Raw genomic sequence first — 17,337 nt, 5'->3', positions numbered from 1 at the left:
CTCATTCGGATCGTTTGCCTGATCGTTGCCCGAGTGGCGTTCGCCACACAAAACCGGGCTCAGACCTGCGAATCATCGAATCGGGCCTTCCGTCCGCCGACGACCGCCCCGTGACGGTTGCCCCGCCGCGTTCGTGCCACACTTCGCACCATGCGCGTGTACCTCGGATCCGACCATGCCGGCTACGAACTCAAGAACCACCTCGTCGAGTGGCTCGGCGCCCACGGCCATGAGGCCGTCGACTGCGGCCCCCACATCTACGACGCCCAGGACGACTACCCGCCGTTCTGCCTGCGGGCCGCCGAGAAGACGGCCGCCGACCCGGACAGCCTCGGCATCGTGATCGGCGGCTCCGGCAACGGCGAGCAGATCGCCGCCAACAAGGTCAAGGGCGTCCGCGCCGCACTGGCCTGGAGCGAGCAGACCGCCGCCCTCGGCCGCGAGCACAACGACGCCAACGTCGTCGCGATCGGCGGCCGGATGCACACGGTCGAGGAGTCCACGAAGTTCGTCGAGATCTTCCTCTCCACGCCGTACTCGAACGAGGAGCGCCACACGCGCCGCATCGAGATGCTCTCGGCGTACGAGAACACCGGCGAGCTCCCCCCGATCCCCGCCCACCACCCGCAGCAGGGCTGACCGGCCCTCCCGCACCACGCCTTCCCGTGCCGCCGGGTCCCGGACCCGGCGGCACGGCCGTGTCACCGCCCGCCCGTCCGCAGCCCGCCCTTCCGCAGGAGCCCCGCCGTGCCCGAGGGACACACCATCCGCCGCCTCGCCGACGACCACACCGAACGGTTCGCGGGCGCCCCCGTGCGGGTGAGCAGTCCACAGGGCAAGTTCTCCGACAGCGCGGCCCTCCTCGACGGACACACCCTCACCGCCACCGACGCCCACGGCAAGCACCTCTTCCTCGGCTTCGGCGACACCGGCTGGGTCCACATCCACCTCGGCCTCTTCGGCAAGCTCGGCTTCGGCGCCGCCCCGCCCCCGCCGCCCACCGACACCGTCCGTCTCCGGCTGGTCAACGCGGCCCACCACGCCGATCTGCGCGGCCCCACCACCTGCGCCCTGATCACCGAGCCCGAGAAGCGCGCGATACACGAGCGCCTGGGCCCGGACCCATTGCGCGGCGACGAGGACGGGGAGCGCGCCTGGCGGCGGATCTCCCGCAGCCGCACCACCATCGCCGCCCTGCTGATGGACCAGAAGGTCATCGCGGGCGTCGGCAACGTCTACCGCGCCGAGGTCCTTTTCCGCCACGGCATCGACCCGTACCGCACCGGCCGGGACCTCACCCGCGCCCAGTGGGACACGATCTGGGCGGACCTGGCGGAGCTGATGCGCGAGGGCGTCCGCAACAACCGGATCGACACCGTCCGCCCCGAACACCTCCCCGAGGCCATGGGCCGCCCGCCCCGCAAGGACGACCACGGCGGCGAGGTCTACGTCTACCGTCGCGCGAACCTGCCCTGCCACATCTGCGGTACGGAGATCCGCACCGCGGACCTGGTCGCCCGCAACCTCTTCTGGTGCCCCCGCTGCCAGCCCCCGGGCCCGTCCGGCGGCTGAGCCCGGCCCCCGGACTCCGGCGGCCGAGCCCACCCGGAACCGTGTCATATGCCACGCGGAACGGGGTTCCGGTGCACGGACGACCCCATTTCGAGCGCATTGTCACCGGGGTCCCCCTGCACCGGACGCGTCCGGGTGGATAAAGTCCCGGCAGTGGCCCGTAGCGGAGGAGTAGACGACTTCTGGGCCCGGTGGCGCAGAAAGACGCACCGGGTCCGCATCGGGCTGCGTAAATCCGGGGTCGACTACTTCCGCGGCGACGGCTCCGACTGGATCGCGCTGGCCGGTCTGCTGCTGACGATTCCGGCCATCACCTTCGCCACCGTCGTCAGCCCGGTCTGGATCGATCCGGCCGCCCTCGCCCTGCCCATCGTGGCGGGCGGCCTCCTGCTGCGCCCCGCCAGCCTGCTGGGCCTGTACGCGACGGCCGCCGGTGCGCTGATCGTGGAGGCGCTCACCCTCGGCCCCTATCTCGACGGCCCCGCCCGGGTCACCCCGGGCACCGTGCTGGTGGTCGCCGCCTGCGGGTTCTTCGGGCTGATCCTCGCGCAGTTCCGGGCCCGCGTCGGCGTGCCCTGGCGGCGCGGCGGCACCATGCTCTTCGACCTGCGCGAACGCATCCGGGTCCAGAGCTCCCTGCCCCGGCTGCCCCAGGGCTGGCACCGCGAGATGGCTCTGCGCCCGGCCGGCGGCCAGTCGTTCTCCGGCGACTTCGTCGTGGCGGCCCGCACCCACGGGGGCCGCACCCTGGAGGCCGTCCTCACCGATGTGTCCGGCAAGGGCATGGACGCGGGCTCCCGGGCGCTGCTGCTGTCCGGCGCCTTCGGCGGGCTGCTCGGCTCGCTGCCCTCGCACGCCTTCCTGCCCGCCGCCAACGGCTATCTGCTGCGCCAGGACTGGGACGAGGGCTTCGCCACCTCGATCCATCTGGTGCTGGACCTGGAGTCGGGCGACTACGAGATCTACTCCGCGGGCCACCCGCCCGCCCTCCAACTGCACGCCGGCAGCGGGCAGTGGGAGGAGAAGTCCGGCGAGGGCCCGCTGCTCGGCGTCTACGACGGGGCCGAGTTCGACGCGGTGAAGGGCTCCCTCGCCCCCGGTGACGTCCTCATGCTGTTCACCGACGGACTGGTCGAGGCCTCCGACCGGGACATCGCCGAGGGCATCGACCGGCTGACGGGCGAGGCCGACCGCTATGTCTCCACCGGCTTCGAGGGCGCGGCCTGGCATCTGATCGAGGCCTGCGCCAAGGACGTCAACGACGACCGGGCCCTGCTGCTGCTCTCCCGCCGCGCGTAGAGCCTGTCGCGAGTCCGGCGGATCAGGCCCGCTCGATGCGCTCCACGAATATCTGGAACAGCAGCTTCGACCACTTGCTGCTCACCGCCACGCTGAAGTCGCCCCGGCTCTCCTGCTTGATCCCGACGTAGCCGTCGAGCAGCCCTTCGCCCTTCTTGGCCTGCGGCATGCCTCCGTGGATGTTCCGGAGGGACTGGGGCGTGCGCTTCGCGGCGTTTCCGTCCACCGCCATGTACTGGGGCGAGAACAGCAGATCGTGCGCGCCGGGCCGGAGGACGAACTTCATCAGCGCCTGCTCCCCGGGACGCTTGAGGTAGGAGCGGGCCTGTTCCTCGTCGCCGAGGTGGTTGCCGATCGGCAGGGTGCCGTCCTTCGGCTCGGCGCCCGGGGCCGCCGTCTTCTTCGTTTCGCCGAACTGCTTGTTGAACGCGGCCGAAGCCTTCGGCTCGTCCTTGTGGTCGACAATCCACTGGTTCATGTCGTTCAGCTTCGCGGTCGAATCACCGTGCCCTGCCCACCAGGCCTCGATGTCCGCGGCTTCGCTCTCGTCCATCGTCCGGAACAGTTCGAGCCGGCCCATCGCGTTCAGTTCCTCCTCGGACTTCCCGGCGCACAACGCGGCCAGCTCCTCGATCAGACCGGGCCCCACCACCTGGAGGATCTCGTCGCCCCTGCGGCCGCCGGATGCCTTGGTCGGAGCCTTCACGGCCTTCTTGCCCGCCGCCTGCTCGGCCCAGTAGGCATCGCTGAGCCGGTCCTGCACGGTCCGCTGCACGGCCGGTGCGGCGGCTCCGGTGCTCCGGGTGGAGACCGCCCGCTGTACGTCGGGCCCGGCGGCGGCCGGACCCGACATCACCCGGCGGGCGTTGGCCTCGGCCTCGCGCTCGAACCGGTCGGACGGGTCGGAGACCCGCAGGCCCCGGCCGTTGTCGGTGCCCGCGACCTGCCCCTGGCGCTGCTGGATGACATGGGTGAGCTCATGGGCGAGGGTGTGCTTGTCCGCGCCGCCGTCGCCGATGACGACATGGCTGCCGGAGGTGTAGGCGCGGGCTCCGATCTCGGCGGCGGAGGCCTTGGCCGCGGCGTTGTTGTGGATGCGTACGTCGGAGAAGTCGGAGGAGTCGCGCAGCCGACCGCCGAGCGCTGCACGGTGGCCCGGTCGTGGCCGCAGCCGTCGCCGTGCTCGTGGTCCTGGAGGTCCGAGCGGTCCGCGGTCCGCATCATCTGCACGACGGGCGGACGCTGCCCAGGGCGGGGCCCGGTGGGCGGACTCGCGCGCCGGCCGCGGAGCGGGACCGTCCTGACGGTGCATGGAAACCTCTTCGCTGCTGAGAAGCTGAACCTCTCCTGCATAACCGAGGCACCCGGGGTTGGACCCGGTCGGCAGCCGGTCGTCCGTCGGTCGTCCGTGGTCTCCGGGTATCGGGCGCCTCTCCGTTTCCGCCGTTGTTCAGACCGAGACCGGTATCTGCTCCTGGTCCTGGTGGTCGTCCTTCTTGCGGCCGCCCGGCAGGATGCGGGCCAGCCAGTGCGAACGTCCGGCGGCCAGGGGCGCGAGGACGGCGAGCAGCAGGACGTAACCGGCGATGAACGGCGAGAGCCGCTCGTCCAGTCCGGCGGCCGCCGCCATCGTGGCCAGGATGAGCGCGAACTCACCGCGGGCGACGAGCGTCGTGGCGATGTTGGACGTGGCCTGCGCGCCGAAGGAGTACACCTTGGCCGCTGCCAGACCGGCCGCGATGTTCATGGCGAGCGTCAGCGCCACGGCCGCCAGCACCGGCCACAGCACGCTCGGCAGGTCGCCCGGGTCGATGGAGAGGCCGAAGGCGAAGAAGAAGATGGCGCCGAACGCGTCCCGCAGCGGGTGGACCAGCTTGAGGATGCGGTCGCCCGACGAGGTGGAGCCGAGCATCAGGCCGACCATGAACGCGCCGATCGCGTCGGCGACGCCGAACATCTCGGAGACACCGGCGACGAAGACGGCCATGCCGAGGAACGAGATGACCAGCAGCTCGTCGTCCTTGGTGTTCATGAGCTTGCCGATGAGCTTCGTGCCGAACCGGGCCGCGAGCGCGAGCAGCAGCAGGAAGCCGAAGGCCTTGCCGCCGTCGATCAGCGCGGACGAGAGGCTGTCCGCACCGGACAGGATCGGCTGGAGCGCGGCGAGGTAGAGGGCGAGGAAGATGTCCTCGACGACGATGATGCCGAGGATCGGCCGGGTCTCCGGATTACCGATGCGCCCGAGGTCCACCAGGATCTTGGTGACGATCGCGGACGAGGAGATGCCGAGGACACCGGCGAGGACCAGCGCCTCCGAGGTGCCCCAGCCCAGCGCGAAGCCGAAGCCGAGCCCGGCGCCCACGTTCAGGGCCAGATACGTCCCACCCGCGATGGCCATCTTCCGGCCACCCGTCTTGAGGTCGTCCATGTGGAACTCGAGCCCCAAGTAGAAGAGCAGGAGGACGAGTCCCAGCGCGGAGAGCATCTCCAGGTCGTGCGGGTTGGAGAGGAGGGTGTATCCGGGTGTGTGCGGGCCGAGGAGGATTCCGGCCAGGATGAACAGGGGGATCGTCGGCAGCCCGATACGGCCGCCGAGGCGGGCGAGGAAGGCAGCGGCCAGGAAGGCGCCGCCCATGGCGAGGAGGGTGTCTGCGTGTCCGATGAGCCTGATCCTTCGGGGTCGGTCAAGAGCGAGTCAAGGGGGTATCAAGAATCCATCAGTAATTAGTTTACCGAACGATTGACGCTGCAACTATGAGTCCGTCGCATTGTCAACTTTTGTCCGTTAATTCCGTATGAGTGCCGTGCGGGCGTCCTCTCGGACGCCGCGTCAACAGCCGTACGGAAGAGGTGAGTTGGTGAACGGCCGCGGGTGGGGCCTCGAACGCCGTCCCGGACGCGGTCGTAAAGTCGGGCCCATGACGGACCACGATCTGAGCCTCGCCGAGGTGGAGGCCATCGCCCGCGAGGCCCACGCGCTCCAGACCGACAAGGCGGGCCGCCCGTACGGGGAACACCTGGCGGCGGTGGCCGAAGGTGTACGGGTGCGGGGCGGCGACGACCGGCAGATCGCGGCGGCCTGGCTGCACGACGCGGTCGAGGACGACGCGCTCTCCGCCCGGTGGCTGGCCGAGGCCGCGCTGCCGCAGGAGGTGAAGGACATGGTCCTGGCGGTGACCAAGCGGCCGGGCGAGGAGCTGTCCTCGTACACCGCGCGGATCCTGGCCACCCCGGGCGCGCTGCTCATCAAGGAGGCCGACCTCGCGCACAACGCGGATCCCGCCCGCCTCGCGGTCCTGGACGAGGCGACGCGTACCCGGCTGACGGCGAAGTATGCGCAGGTGCGCGGCCTGTTGGGGCTGGTCGGCGATGAATCACCCTCGGACCGAAAGAATCAGGCCAACCCGGGAACGCACTGATCCACCCGCGGCAGGGCCACGGGTGGATCAGGGGAAAGTCGGCGAGAAGCCCGGCGAGAAGGGCGGTGGCCGGGTCCGTGAACGGCCGGCCCGCCGGGGTCTCAGCGCTTCGCGGGGTCCTTGCGGAACGCCCAGGTCATGTCCGGCTCGGTGGCCCACTTCAGGGCGCGGCCCACCAGCGGGGTGCACATCAGAGTCACCGCCACCGCCGCCGCGAGCGAGACGACGACCAGTCCGACCGGGTCGGAGAGCCAGGTGTAGCGGTCGAACAGCCCCGCGTACTCGGCCCCCTTGATCAGGAAACCGTGCAGCAGATAACCGCAGATCGTTCCGGCTCCGAGTACCGTGAACCACCTGGCCCGGCCGGGCACCCAGGCCAGGAAGCCGATCGTCAGGGCCAGGGCGCAGCCGAACATCGCGAGCGTCATCACCGCGCCCGACCACCACGGGGCGTCCATCTCCTGCGCGCTGTTGGCCCGGTAGAGCCAGCCGAGCTGCATGCGCGGGGCGATCCAGTACGCGAAGAGCAGCGCGCCCGCGAACAGCGGCACCGACAGCAGCCGCACCTCACGCCGCCTGACCAGCTGGAAGTGCTCGGGCTTCAGCAGCAGACCGAGCACGAAGAACGGCAGGAACTGCAGCACCCGCTGGAGATCGAGGTCGTCGCCGATGTCGGGGGAGACGGAGGCGAGCACGGCGATGGCGAGCGCCACCGGCAGCGGATGGCGCAGCGTGCGCCAGATCGGCGTGGTCACCCGCCAGATGAACAGGGCGATCAGGAACCAGGTCAGGAAGAACGGGTCGAGAAGGCTGATCGCCATGTCGGGCGAATCGTCCGCGTACCGCTTGAAGAGCGAATAGGCCGTCTCGAACAGCACGTACGGCACCGCGACGCCGGTGATCAGCCGCTTCACCTTGGACGGCGTCATGTCGAACGACCGCGAGAAATAGCCGGAGATGAGGATGAAGGCCGGCATGTGGAACGTGTACACGATCATGTACAGCGCCCGGGTGGCGCGGCTGCCGTCCATCACCGGTTCCCAGGCGTGGGCCACCGCGACGAGAACGATGGCCAGATACTTCACATTGTCGAAGTAGGGATCGCGCTTCCGTGCCGCCGCGGACGCCGGAGCGGCGACCCCCGGCGCACCGGGCTCGGTGGCGGGCCGGGGCGCCGTGGCGGTGAGCGTCTGCTCGTGTCTGGGCTCCGACTCCCGGGTCGACTCCCGGGTCGCCGGGGGCAGCGGGGCCCTCTGAAATACGCTCGGAGCTTGGAACATCTAAGGCACCTTAGACCGGTCGATTGCCTCGCGTAAAACTGCGGGGAGATATCGCGTGTTCCCCTCTATTCGAATGTGAAACCGTCGAACACCGCCCGCTATGACACACTTGATCCCGCTTAAATGGGGCATATCGTCCGGCTGTTGACCGGAGTGAATTACGTCGCATCCATGCCGTCAATTGGCTGTGAATGAAGTGTGGGGATGCGGAAACGATCGACGCGGTGGATATTCGGCCGCGGGCATTTCGCAGCCGACGCACAGGGAGCGCGTGGACGGCGCGAGCGCCCGGCGTGCACCGCGCGCCACCCGCGCGGGTGGCGCGCGGGCGCCGTCCGGTGGTCGTCGTCGCGACGGCGCCGACCCGTGAAGGATGGCGGGATCCGGTCAGTTCGTTCCGTCACCCGGCAGCAACCACGGGGGAGTTGGTGGCACGATGGAGTCGACGGGGCGCGCGGTGGTGCACGCTTCCGGGCCGGCAAGGCGGACCGACCGAGGGTGTGATCAGACGTGGCTATTTCACTGTCTATGGTGCTGCTGTTCGCGGTCATCCTGGTGGTAATGATCCGTGGCGGATCCATCAAGGCCGGTCCCGCGATCGTCGCCGTGCTCTTCGGCTTCTTCCTGGCATCGACCGGCATGGCCCCGTCGATCAACAGGTTCATGAACTCGATAGCCGACACCATCAACCAGATCAGCTTCTGAGGCCCGCCGCCGCCACGTCCGGGGCGGGGCCCGCACAGCACGAGGGCAAGCAAGAGGGCCGGGCCGGAGGATGATCCTCCGGCCCGGCCCTCGACTGCGTGGAGCGGGCGACGGGAATCGAACCCGCGTAGCTAGTTTGGAAGACTAGGGCTCTACCATTGAGCTACGCCCGCAAGCGTCGCACCGCAGGTCCGTGGACCGCGGCACGAAGAGCATCGTAGCGGGTCGGCGGCGGTGCCCGCACACCCGTTGTGCCGGCCGCCGGACCCGAGCCGGATCCGACGCGGACCGGACCCGCGCCCGACCCCTGACGCCGCTTCGTAAAGCGGCGGACCCACTGCTCCCGTGCATGTACCCTACGTGTCGCACCGACGGGGTGTGGCGCAGCTTGGTAGCGCGTCCGCTTTGGGAGCGGAAGGTCGTCGGTTCGAATCCGGCCACCCCGACCACCAGCAAGATCGCATTGTGGGAGTCCTCCCCCTTGCCGTTACTATGCAAAATGCGTGCCCGTGTGTCTGATGTACCGGGCTCGGTCCGCGAAGCCGCCACTCGGCGGCCCAGCAGAACCCCAAGAAGTCAGCCACCAAGGAGACCGAACCGTGAAGAGCGCCGTGGAGACCCTGAACCCGACTCGGGTTCGGCTCAGCATCGAGGTGCCCTTCGAGGAGCTCAAGGACAGCCTCGACGCGGCGTACAAGAAGATCAACCAGCAGGTCACGGTGAAGGGCTTCCGCAAGGGCAAGATCCCGGCCCGCGTCATCGACCAGCGGTTCGGCCGCGGTGCGGTGCTGGAGGAGGCCGTCAACGACGCCCTCCCGAAGTTCTACACCGAGGCGGTCAACGAGGGTGAGCTGAACGTCCTCGGCCAGCCCGAGGTCGACATCACCGAGCTGAAGGACGGCGAGCTGCTGGCCTTCACCGCCGAGGTTGACGTACGCCCCGAGATCGAGATCCCGGACTACTCCGGCATCGAGGTCACCGTCGACGCCCTCGAGGTCACCGACGAAGAGGTCGAGAAGGCCGTGGAGCAGCTCCGTGAGCGCTTCGCCGCCACCAACCCGGTCGAGCGCGCCGCCGCCGACGGCGACGTCGTCACCATCGACCTGCAGGCCAAGGTCGACGGCGAGGTCCTGGAGGACGGCGTGGCCGACGGTGTCTCGTACACCATCGGTTCCGGCGAGCTCCTCGACGGCATCGACGAGGCCGTGACCGGCCTGGAGGCCGGTGGCGAGGCCACCTTCACCTCGCAGCTGAAGGGCGGCTCCGCCGAGGGCAAGGACGCGGAGGTCACCGTCAAGGTCACCGCCGTCGCCGCCCGTGAGCTCCCCGAGCTGGACGACGACTTCGCCCAGATGGCCAGCGAGTTCGACACGCTGGAGGAGCTGAAGGCCGACAGCCGCAAGCGCCTGGAGACCACCAAGCAGTACGACCAGGCCACCCAGGCCCAGGAGCGGGTCCTGGAGGAGCTGCTGAAGCTCGCCGAGGTCCCGATCCCGGAGAAGCTGCTCGCGGACGAGGTCCAGACCCGCAAGCACAACCTGGAGCACCACCAGCTCGGTCAGATGGGTCTCGACCTGGAGAAGTACCTCGAGATCCAGGGCAAGACCCTGGAGGAGTTCGAGAACGAGACCTCCGAGCAGGCCGTCAAGGGCATCAAGACCCAGTTCATCCTGGACGAGCTCGTCAACAAGGAGAAGCTGAACGTCAACCAGGAGGAGCTCACCGAGCACCTCATGCGGCGCGCTGCCTCCTCCGGCATGAGCCCCGACCAGTTCGCCCAGGCCGTCGTCGAGGGTGGCCAGGTGCCGATGCTCGTCGGCGAGGTCGCCCGCGGCAAGGCGCTCGCCGTCGTCGTCGAGGCCGCCAAGGTCGTCGACACCAACGGTGAGGTCGTCGACCTGGAGGACGACGAGGACGAGACCGCCGGGACCACGGAGACGGCCGAGGCCGCCACCGAGGAGAAGGCGGACGACAAGGCCGAGGAGAAGAACGAGGCCTGAGCCTCGCCCTGATCCGAACGACGGGCCCCGAACGCTTCCTGTGTTCGGGGCCCGTCGTCGTAGGGCCGTACGGCCCCGGAACCCTTGTGCCCACTGCGGACCTTGCGCTCCCAGCGAACAGTTGCGGAAGCGGGATGGCGTTGTCCCACCTGCGCGTTAGGGTCCATGAAGAGGAAGGGTGGGGCAGTGACTTCACCCGCCCGGTACGAAGACGCTGAGACGGCCGGAGCCGTCAGAGACGAGCAGGTGGATACGTGACGAATCTGATGCCCTACGCCGCCGGAGAGCCGTCCCTCGGTGGAGGCCTCGGTGACCAGGTCTACAGCCGACTGCTCGGCGAGCGCATCATCTTCCTCGGTCAGCAGGTCGACGATGACATCGCCAACAAGATCACCGCACAGCTTCTCCTCCTTGCCGCCGACCCGGACAAGGACATCTACCTCTACATCAACAGCCCCGGTGGTTCGGTGACGGCCGGCATGGCGGTCTACGACACCATGCAGTACATCCCCAACGACGTCGTCACCATCGGCATGGGCATGGCCGCCTCCATGGGCCAGTTCCTGCTCACCGGTGGCGCCGCGGGCAAGCGCTTCGCGCTCCCGAACACCGACATCCTCATGCACCAGGGTTCGGCCGGTATCGGCGGCACGGCCTCGGACATCAAGATCCAGGCCGAGTACCTGCTCCGCACCAAGACGCGGATGGCGGAGATCACCGCCCGGCACTCCGGCCAGACCGTCGAGACGATCATCCGTGACGGCGACCGCGACCGCTGGTACACGGCGGAGGAGGCCAAGGAGTACGGCCTCATCGACGAGATCATCACGTTCGCGTCGGGCATCCCGGGCGGCGGCGGCACCGGTGCCTGATCCGGTCCGCACCGGACCGTCGGCACCACTCCCGCACGCCCCTCTCGTACGCCGAGACCTCCAGCCCCAGAACGCCACCAGGATGGTGAAGACCCACATGAACAACTACACCGGCGCCTCCGCGAGCGGCCTCTACACCGGCCCGCAGGTGGACAACCGCTACGTCGTCCCGCGCTTCGTGGAGCGCACCTCGCAGGGTGTGCGCGAGTACGACCCGTACGCGAAGCTCTTCGAGGAGCGCGTGATCTTCCTGGGCGTCCAGATCGACGACGCCTCGGCCAACGACGTCATGGCGCAGCTGCTGTGCCTGGAGTCGATGGACCCCGACCGCGACATCTCGATCTACATCAACAGCCCCGGCGGCTCGTTCACCGCGCTCACCGCGATCTACGACACGATGCAGTTCGTGAAGCCGGACATCCAGACGGTCTGCATGGGCCAGGCGGCCTCCGCCGCCGCCGTCCTGCTCGCCGCGGGCACCCCGGGCAAGCGCATGGCGCTCCCGCACGCCCGGGTCCTCATCCACCAGCCGTCCTCGCAGACGGGCCGCGAGCAGCTCTCCGACCTGGAGATCGCGGCCAACGAGATCCTCCGCATGCGGACGCAGCTGGAGGAGATGCTGGCCCGCCACTCGACGACCCCGCTGGAGAAGATCAGCGAGGACATCGAGCGCGACAAGATCCTCACGGCCGAGGACGCCCTCGCGTACGGTCTGGTCGACCAGATCGTTTCCACCCGCAAGACCACCGCGGGCGCATCGCTCTGACGTCGGTCTTTCCCCTTGGCACATACCGTTCGCACGACCACGGCCGTGTGAACCGTGCCAAGGGGGGCCCGAACGGGGGCCCAGGCAAGGTACCGTCGGATAGAGGCACCAGGAGCCGCTGAACCAGGCGTCTCCCAGGCGAAGGGGAAGCACCTCGTGGCACGCATCGGTGATGGCGGCGACCTGCTCAAGTGCTCGTTCTGCGGAAAGAGCCAGAAGCAGGTGAAGAAGCTCATCGCGGGACCCGGTGTGTACATCTGCGACGAGTGCATCGATCTCTGCAACGAGATCATCGAGGAGGAGCTCGCGGAGACGAGCGAGGTGCGCTGGGAAGAGCTTCCCAAGCCCCGCGAGATCTACGAGTTCCTGGAGGGGTACGTCGTCGGGCAGGAGCCCGCGAAGAAGGCCCTCTCGGTCGCGGTGTACAACCACTACAAGCGGGTCCAGGCCGGGGAGAACGGCGGCGGCGCGGGTCGTGAGGACGCGATCGAGCTCGCCAAGTCGAACATCCTCCTGCTGGGCCCCACGGGTTCCGGCAAGACGCTCCTAGCGCAGACGCTCGCCCGCATGCTCAACGTCCCGTTCGCCATCGCGGACGCGACGGCGCTGACGGAGGCCGGCTATGTCGGCGAGGACGTCGAGAACATCCTGCTCAAGCTGATCCAGGCGGCCGACTACGACGTCAAGAAGGCCGAGACCGGGATCATCTACATCGACGAGATCGACAAGGTCGCCCGCAAGAGCGAGAACCCGTCGATCACCCGCGATGTCTCCGGCGAGGGCGTGCAGCAGGCCCTGCTGAAGATCCTGGAGGGCACCACCGCCTCCGTCCCGCCGCAGGGCGGACGCAAGCACCCCCACCAGGAGTTCATCCAGATCGACACGACGAACGTGCTGTTCATCGTGGGCGGCGCGTTCTCCGGCCTGGAGAAGATCATCGAGTCCCGGGCCGGCGCCAAGGGCATCGGCTTCGGCGCCACGATCCGCTCCAAGCTGGAGATCCAGGCGAGCGACCAGTTCCAGGAGGTCATGCCGGAGGACCTGGTGAAGTTCGGGATGATCCCCGAGTTCATCGGCCGTCTCCCCGTGCTGACCTCGGTCCACAACCTGGACCGCGAGGCCCTGCTCCAGATCCTCATCGAGCCGCGCAACGCCCTGGTCAAGCAGTACCAGCGCCTCTTCGAACTCGACGGCGTGGAGCTGGAGTTCGAGCGCGAGGCGCTGGAGGCCATCGCCGACCAGGCGATCCTGCGCCAGACCGGCGCGCGCGGTCTGCGGGCGATCATGGAGGAAGTCCTCCAGTCCGTGATGTACGAGGTGCCGTCCCGCAAGGACGTCGCCCGCGTCGTCATCACCCCGGACGTCGTCCGCGACAACGTCAACCCGACGCTGGTCCCGCGCGAGCCGCGCACGATCGGCAAGAACGACGGCGGCCGGCACGAGAAGTCCGCGTAGCGGCAGACGACTTGCGTACGCCGAAGGGGCGCCCACCGGATGAACCGGCGGGCGCCCCTTCGGCGTCGAGCGGTCAGATCTTGGTGCGCGAGGTGTTGTACAGCTTGGCGGCGAGGTCGGCCATGTCCTCCTGCGGCACGGACTTCTCCGTCAGCGCCGAGGCGACGTCGAGACCGGCGACGATGCCGACCGTGCTGTAGTCGGCCCAGATGCAGACCGGCATGGTGAACTCCTTCGGCCCCTTGGCGGCGGAACCGGAGCTGTTCTGGCTGGTGTCCATCTTGAGGTCCTGGCACTTCATCAGGGCGCCGTCGAAGCCTTCCGGCTTGAACTCCTTGGGACTGCCCACCAGCGAGGCCTTGGCGCCACTGTTGTTGGTGTCCTTCGTCATGTTCTTCTCGGCCTTGGAGAAGGCGTTGTCGAGCGTCTTCGCCGGGTCCGAGACCTCACCCCAGACGCCCTCGAAGATGAGGATCTTCTGGGCGAGGGGGTTGTCCTTGGTGCCGGCCTTGTACTGGGCGCCCGCCTTGTTGGCGTCCTTGACGCCCATGGCCTCGGCCTCGGTCTTGTCCTCGCCGGTGACCGGGCCGGACACCGCAGGCTTGGAGGGGTCCTTCGTGTAGTCCTCCACGGAGGCCGGGGGCGTCAGCTTGTACCCCTTGGTGGAGTCCGCCACATCGCTGCTGCCGCCGCCGGAGGTCAGGAAGTACACCCCGCCCGCGATGACCGCCAGCGCCACCACGGAGACACCGATGATCAGCCCGGTCTTCTTCTTCGGCTGCTGCGGCTGGGCCCCGTACGGAGGCTGGCCGCCGTACGGCGGTGCGGGCGGCTGCTGGCCGTACGGGCCCGGCTGCTGGGCCTGCGGGTAGCCGTAGCCCTGCGGCGGCTGCTGGGGCTGGCCGTACGGGTTCGGCTGCTGCGGCGGGACGCCCTGAGGGGCCTGCTGCGGGTAACCGTAACCGGGCTGGCCCTGCGGGGGGCCCTGCGGCGGCTGGCCGCCGTACGGCCCGGGCTGCTGTCCGTACGGTCCGGGCTGGCCCTGCGGCGGCTGCCCACCGTACGGGCCCGGCTGGTTGTAGCTCATTGCGGTGTCCCCTCCAGAATCCTTATGTGTTGCGAACATCCTGACGGAAGCCGTCCTGACATGGGGGATCGGGCCCGACACCGTTACTGAACCAATCCGTTTCAGTGCAGACCTGTGACGGCCCTAAACTGTCTCCCGTGACCGAGAACTCATCGCAGCAGCCAGCCAGCAACCCCGAACTGCCGACCCAGTACGCGCCGGCCGATGTAGAGGGGAAGCTGTACGAGCGCTGGGTAGAGCGTGGTTACTTCGAAGCCGACGAGCACAGCGACAAGCCGCCGTACAGCATCGTCATCCCGCCGCCGAACGTCACCGGCTCCCTCCACCTGGGCCACGCCTTCGAGCACACCCTGATCGACGCCCTCGTCCGCCGGAAGCGGATGCAGGGCTACGAGGCGCTCTACCAGCCGGGCATGGACCACGCCGGCATCGCCACCCAGAACGTCGTCGAGCGCGAGCTCGGCAAGGAGGGCAAGTCCCGCCACGACCTGGGCCGCGAGGCCTTCGTCGAGCGGGTCTGGCAGTGGAAGAACGAGTCCGGCGGCCAGATCTCCGGCCAGATGCGCCGCCTCGGCGAGGGCGTCGCCTGGTCGCGTGAGCGCTTCACCATGGACGAGGGCCTGTCCAAGGCCGTCCAGACCGTCTTCAAGCAGATGTACGACGACGGGCTGATCTACCGCGCCGAGCGCATCATCAACTGGTGCCCCCGCTGTCTCACCGCGATCTCCGACATCGAGGTCGAGTACCAGGAGGACGACGGCGAGCTCGTCTCCATGAGGTACGGGGACGGGGACGAGACCATCGTCGTCGCCACCACCCGCGCCGAGACGATGCTCGGTGACACGGCCGTCGCCGTCCACCCCGACGACGAGCGCTACCAGCACCTGGTCGGCAAGCAGATCAGCCTGCCGCTGACCGACCGCACCATCCCCGTCGTCGCCGACCACCACGTCGACCCGGAGTTCGGCACCGGCGCGGTCAAGGTGACCCCGGCCCACGACCCGAACGACTTCGAGATCGGCAAGCGCCACGACCTGCCGTTCCTCACGGTCCTGGACGAGCGCGCCGTCATCACCGTCCCCGGCCCCTTCCAGGGCCTGGACCGGCTGGAGGCCCGCTCCGCCATCGTCGCCGCCCTCCGCGCCGAGGGCCGGATCGTCGCCGAGAAGCGGCCCTACGTCCACTCCGTCGGGCACTGCTCGCGCTGCAAGACCACCATCGAGCCGCGCCTCTCCCTCCAGTGGTGGGTCAAGGTCGCCCCGCTCGCCAAGGCCGCCGGCGACGCGGTCCGCGACGGCAGCGTCAAGATCCACCCGCAGGAGATGGAGAAGCGCTACTTCGACTGGGTCGACAACCTCCACGACTGGACGATCTCGCGCCAGCTCTGGTGGGGCCACCGCATCCCCGTCTGGTACGGCCCGAACGGCGAGGTCGTCTGCGTCGGACCGGACGAGGCGGCGCCCACCGGCGAGGGCTGGACCCAGGACAGCGATGTCCTGGACACCTGGTTCTCCTCCGGCCTGTGGCCGTTCTCCACCCTCGGCTGGCCCGAGAAGACCGACAGCCTCGCGAAGTTCTATCCGAACTCCGTCCTGGTCACCGGCTACGACATCCTCTTCTTCTGGGTCGCCCGGATGATGATGTTCGGCCTGTACGTCAACGACGGCGTCCCGCCCTTCTCCACCATCGTCCTGCACGGCATGGTCCGCGACGAGCACGGCAAGAAGATGTCGAAGTCCTTCGGCAACGTCGTCAACCCGCTGGACTGGATGGACAAGTACGGCTCCGACGCCCTGCGCTTCACCCTCGCGCGCGGCGCCAACCCCGGCACCGACGTCCCGATCGGCGAGGAGTGGGTCCAGGGTTCGGCGAAGTTCTCCAACAAGATCTGGAACGCCACCCGCTTCGCCCTGATGAACGGCGCGACGATCGAGGGCGAACTGCCCCCGGTCGAGGAGATGTCGGTCACCGACCGCTGGATCCTGTCCCGTCTGAACAAGACGGTCGCCGAGGTCGACGCGTTCTACGACGACTTCCAGTTCGCCAAGATCAGTGAGTCGCTGCGCCACTTCGCGTGGGACGAGGTCTTCGACTGGTACGTCGAGCTGTCCAAGACCACGTTCTTCGCGGGCGGCCGCCCGGCCGAGGTCTCGGGCCGGGTCCTCGGCGAGGTCCTGGACGTGATGCTCCGGCTGCTGCACCCGATCGTCCCGTTCGTCACGGAGGCGCTGTGGACCGCGCTCACCGGGCGCGAGTCGATCGTCATCGCCGAGTGGCCGGGCGACTCCGGCTTCCGCGACGACGCGGCCGAGAAGGAGATCGAGCTGGTCCAGCAGGTCGTCACCGAGGTCCGGCGCTTCCGTAACGACCAGGGTCTCCAGCCCGGCCAGAAGGTCCCGGCCGAGCTGACCCTGACCGGCACGGAGCTCGCCCCGCACGAGGCGGCCATCCGCCAGCTCCTGCGGCTCCAGCCTGCCGGGGACGGCTTCCAGGCCACCGCGTCCCTCCCGGTCGCCGGGGCCACCGTCGCCCTGGACCTCTCCGGCACGATCGACGTGGCGGCGGAGCGCAAGCGCCTCACGAAGGACCTGGAGGCCGCGCAGAAGGAGAAGGCCCAGGCCACCGGCAAGCTCGGCAACGAGGCCTTCCTGGCCAAGGCCCCGGACAACGTGGTCGACAAGATCCGCGGCCGGCTCGCCAAGGCCGAGGCCGACATCGAGCGGATCGGCGCCCAGCTGGCGGGCCTCCCGCAGGCCTGATCGGCCAGGGGTTGTCTGACCGTTCGGCGCGGGCGGGCGACGCCGAATGGTCAGACACCCCCCGACGAAGCCCCCGTACCCCGACCGACCGGGGATGCGGGGGCTTCCCCGTACGTCCTCCGG

At 68.9% G+C, this 17,337-nt stretch carries 14 protein-coding genes and 2 tRNA genes; 11 read left to right on the top strand and 5 right to left on the bottom strand.

Features of this window, described 5'->3' with window-relative positions; all coding sequences use genetic code 11:
• Nucleotides 1-150 precede the first annotated feature (150 nt).
• From KV381_RS11090 to KV381_RS11080, 3 genes are all read left to right on the top strand, one after another.
• Nucleotides 151-639, top strand: a complete 489-nt coding sequence (locus tag KV381_RS11090) for a ribose-5-phosphate isomerase (RefSeq protein ID WP_030077742.1) — start codon at nt 151-153, stop codon at nt 637-639.
• A gap of 108 nt (nt 640-747) precedes the next feature.
• Complete coding sequence (locus KV381_RS11085; protein WP_030077744.1) at nt 748-1,572, top strand: Fpg/Nei family DNA glycosylase; 825 nt, start codon at nt 748-750, stop codon at nt 1,570-1,572.
• Nucleotides 1,573-1,725: 153 nt separating this feature from the next.
• Entirely contained in the window at nt 1,726-2,871 is a 1,146-nt protein-coding gene (locus KV381_RS11080) for a PP2C family protein-serine/threonine phosphatase (RefSeq protein ID WP_030077746.1), read from the top strand.
• A gap of 22 nt (nt 2,872-2,893) precedes the next feature.
• Here the strand turns inward: KV381_RS11080 and KV381_RS36430 are convergent, their stop codons facing one another.
• Together KV381_RS36430 and KV381_RS11070 are read right to left on the bottom strand one after the other, a co-directional pair.
• Entirely contained in the window at nt 2,894-4,183 is a 1,290-nt protein-coding gene (locus KV381_RS36430; protein ID WP_256995043.1) for a DUF4157 domain-containing protein, read from the bottom strand.
• A gap of 138 nt (nt 4,184-4,321) precedes the next feature.
• Nucleotides 4,322-5,506 carry a cation:proton antiporter gene (locus tag KV381_RS11070; protein WP_030077749.1) on the bottom strand — a complete coding sequence of 395 codons (1,185 nt, stop codon included), beginning with the start codon at nt 5,504-5,506 and terminating at the stop codon, nt 4,322-4,324.
• A 283-nt stretch (nt 5,507-5,789) separates the two neighbouring features.
• Here KV381_RS11070 and KV381_RS11065 point away from each other — a divergent pair, with 283 nt between their 5' ends.
• Entirely contained in the window at nt 5,790-6,290 is a 501-nt protein-coding gene (locus KV381_RS11065; RefSeq protein WP_098024532.1) for an HD domain-containing protein, read from the top strand.
• A 101-nt stretch (nt 6,291-6,391) separates the two neighbouring features.
• Here the strand turns inward: KV381_RS11065 and KV381_RS11060 are convergent, their stop codons facing one another.
• Complete coding sequence (locus KV381_RS11060) at nt 6,392-7,570, bottom strand: acyltransferase family protein (protein WP_030625966.1); 1,179 nt, start codon at nt 7,568-7,570, stop codon at nt 6,392-6,394.
• A gap of 528 nt (nt 7,571-8,098) precedes the next feature.
• Here KV381_RS11060 and KV381_RS11055 point away from each other — a divergent pair.
• Nucleotides 8,099-8,275 (top strand): hypothetical protein, encoded by a 177-nt coding sequence (locus KV381_RS11055; RefSeq protein WP_018959195.1) that lies wholly within the window; start codon nt 8,099-8,101, stop codon nt 8,273-8,275.
• A 99-nt stretch (nt 8,276-8,374) separates the two neighbouring features.
• On the opposite strand, the gene KV381_RS11050 is transcribed toward KV381_RS11055, so the two are convergent.
• Nucleotides 8,375-8,448 (bottom strand) — tRNA-Gly (locus KV381_RS11050).
• 199 nt (nt 8,449-8,647) lie between these two features.
• On the opposite strand from KV381_RS11050, the gene KV381_RS11045 reads away from it, so the two are divergent.
• The 5 genes from KV381_RS11045 to clpX all read left to right on the top strand — a co-directional run bounded on the left by KV381_RS11045 (nt 8,648) and on the right by clpX (nt 13,368).
• A tRNA-Pro gene (locus KV381_RS11045) sits at nt 8,648-8,724 on the top strand.
• A 150-nt stretch (nt 8,725-8,874) separates the two neighbouring features.
• Nucleotides 8,875-10,275 carry a trigger factor gene (tig, locus tag KV381_RS11040; protein WP_030625970.1) on the top strand — a complete coding sequence of 467 codons (1,401 nt, stop codon included), beginning with the start codon at nt 8,875-8,877 and terminating at the stop codon, nt 10,273-10,275.
• 266 nt (nt 10,276-10,541) lie between these two features.
• On the top strand, nt 10,542-11,147 hold the full coding sequence (locus KV381_RS11035; protein ID WP_030077754.1) for an ATP-dependent Clp protease proteolytic subunit: 606 nt from the start codon (nt 10,542-10,544) through the stop codon (nt 11,145-11,147).
• An 82-nt stretch (nt 11,148-11,229) separates the two neighbouring features.
• Entirely contained in the window at nt 11,230-11,913 is a 684-nt protein-coding gene (locus tag KV381_RS11030; RefSeq protein ID WP_030077756.1) for an ATP-dependent Clp protease proteolytic subunit, read from the top strand.
• Between the two features lie 156 nt (nt 11,914-12,069).
• Nucleotides 12,070-13,368, top strand: a complete 1,299-nt coding sequence (gene clpX, locus KV381_RS11025; protein ID WP_030625971.1) for an ATP-dependent Clp protease ATP-binding subunit ClpX — start codon at nt 12,070-12,072, stop codon at nt 13,366-13,368.
• Between the two features lie 73 nt (nt 13,369-13,441).
• On the opposite strand, the gene KV381_RS11020 is transcribed toward clpX, so the two are convergent.
• Entirely contained in the window at nt 13,442-14,455 is a 1,014-nt protein-coding gene (locus tag KV381_RS11020; RefSeq protein ID WP_030077759.1) for a hypothetical protein, read from the bottom strand.
• Between the two features lie 137 nt (nt 14,456-14,592).
• On the opposite strand from KV381_RS11020, the gene KV381_RS11015 reads away from it, so the two are divergent.
• Nucleotides 14,593-17,214, top strand: a complete 2,622-nt coding sequence (locus tag KV381_RS11015; RefSeq protein WP_030625972.1) for a valine--tRNA ligase — start codon at nt 14,593-14,595, stop codon at nt 17,212-17,214.
• The last annotated feature ends 123 nt before the right edge of the window (nt 17,215-17,337 follow it).

This window comes from Streptomyces sp. WY228 (assembly GCF_019287315.1).
Classification (GTDB): domain Bacteria; phylum Actinomycetota; class Actinomycetes; order Streptomycetales; family Streptomycetaceae; genus Streptomyces; species Streptomyces caviscabies.
This window is presented reverse-complemented; position numbering and strand designations above follow the sequence as displayed.

Coding starts and splice junctions, on each gene's coding strand:
- KV381_RS11070 (WP_030077749.1), bottom strand. CDS start 5,506: ATGGGCGGCGCCTTCCTGGCCGCTGCCTTCCTCGCCCGCCTCGGCGGC.
- KV381_RS11035 (WP_030077754.1), top strand. CDS start 10,542: ATGCCCTACGCCGCCGGAGAGCCGTCCCTCGGTGGAGGCCTCGGTGAC.
- KV381_RS11060 (WP_030625966.1), bottom strand. CDS start 7,570: ATGTTCCAAGCTCCGAGCGTATTTCAGAGGGCCCCGCTGCCCCCGGCG.
- KV381_RS11065 (WP_098024532.1), top strand. CDS start 5,790: ATGACGGACCACGATCTGAGCCTCGCCGAGGTGGAGGCCATCGCCCGC.
- KV381_RS36430 (WP_256995043.1), bottom strand. CDS start 4,183: ATGCACCGTCAGGACGGTCCCGCTCCGCGGCCGGCGCGCGAGTCCGCC.
- KV381_RS11020 (WP_030077759.1), bottom strand. CDS start 14,455: ATGAGCTACAACCAGCCGGGCCCGTACGGTGGGCAGCCGCCGCAGGGC.
- KV381_RS11090 (WP_030077742.1), top strand. CDS start 151: ATGCGCGTGTACCTCGGATCCGACCATGCCGGCTACGAACTCAAGAAC.
- KV381_RS11055 (WP_018959195.1), top strand. CDS start 8,099: ATGGTGCTGCTGTTCGCGGTCATCCTGGTGGTAATGATCCGTGGCGGA.
- KV381_RS11030 (WP_030077756.1), top strand. CDS start 11,230: ATGGTGAAGACCCACATGAACAACTACACCGGCGCCTCCGCGAGCGGC.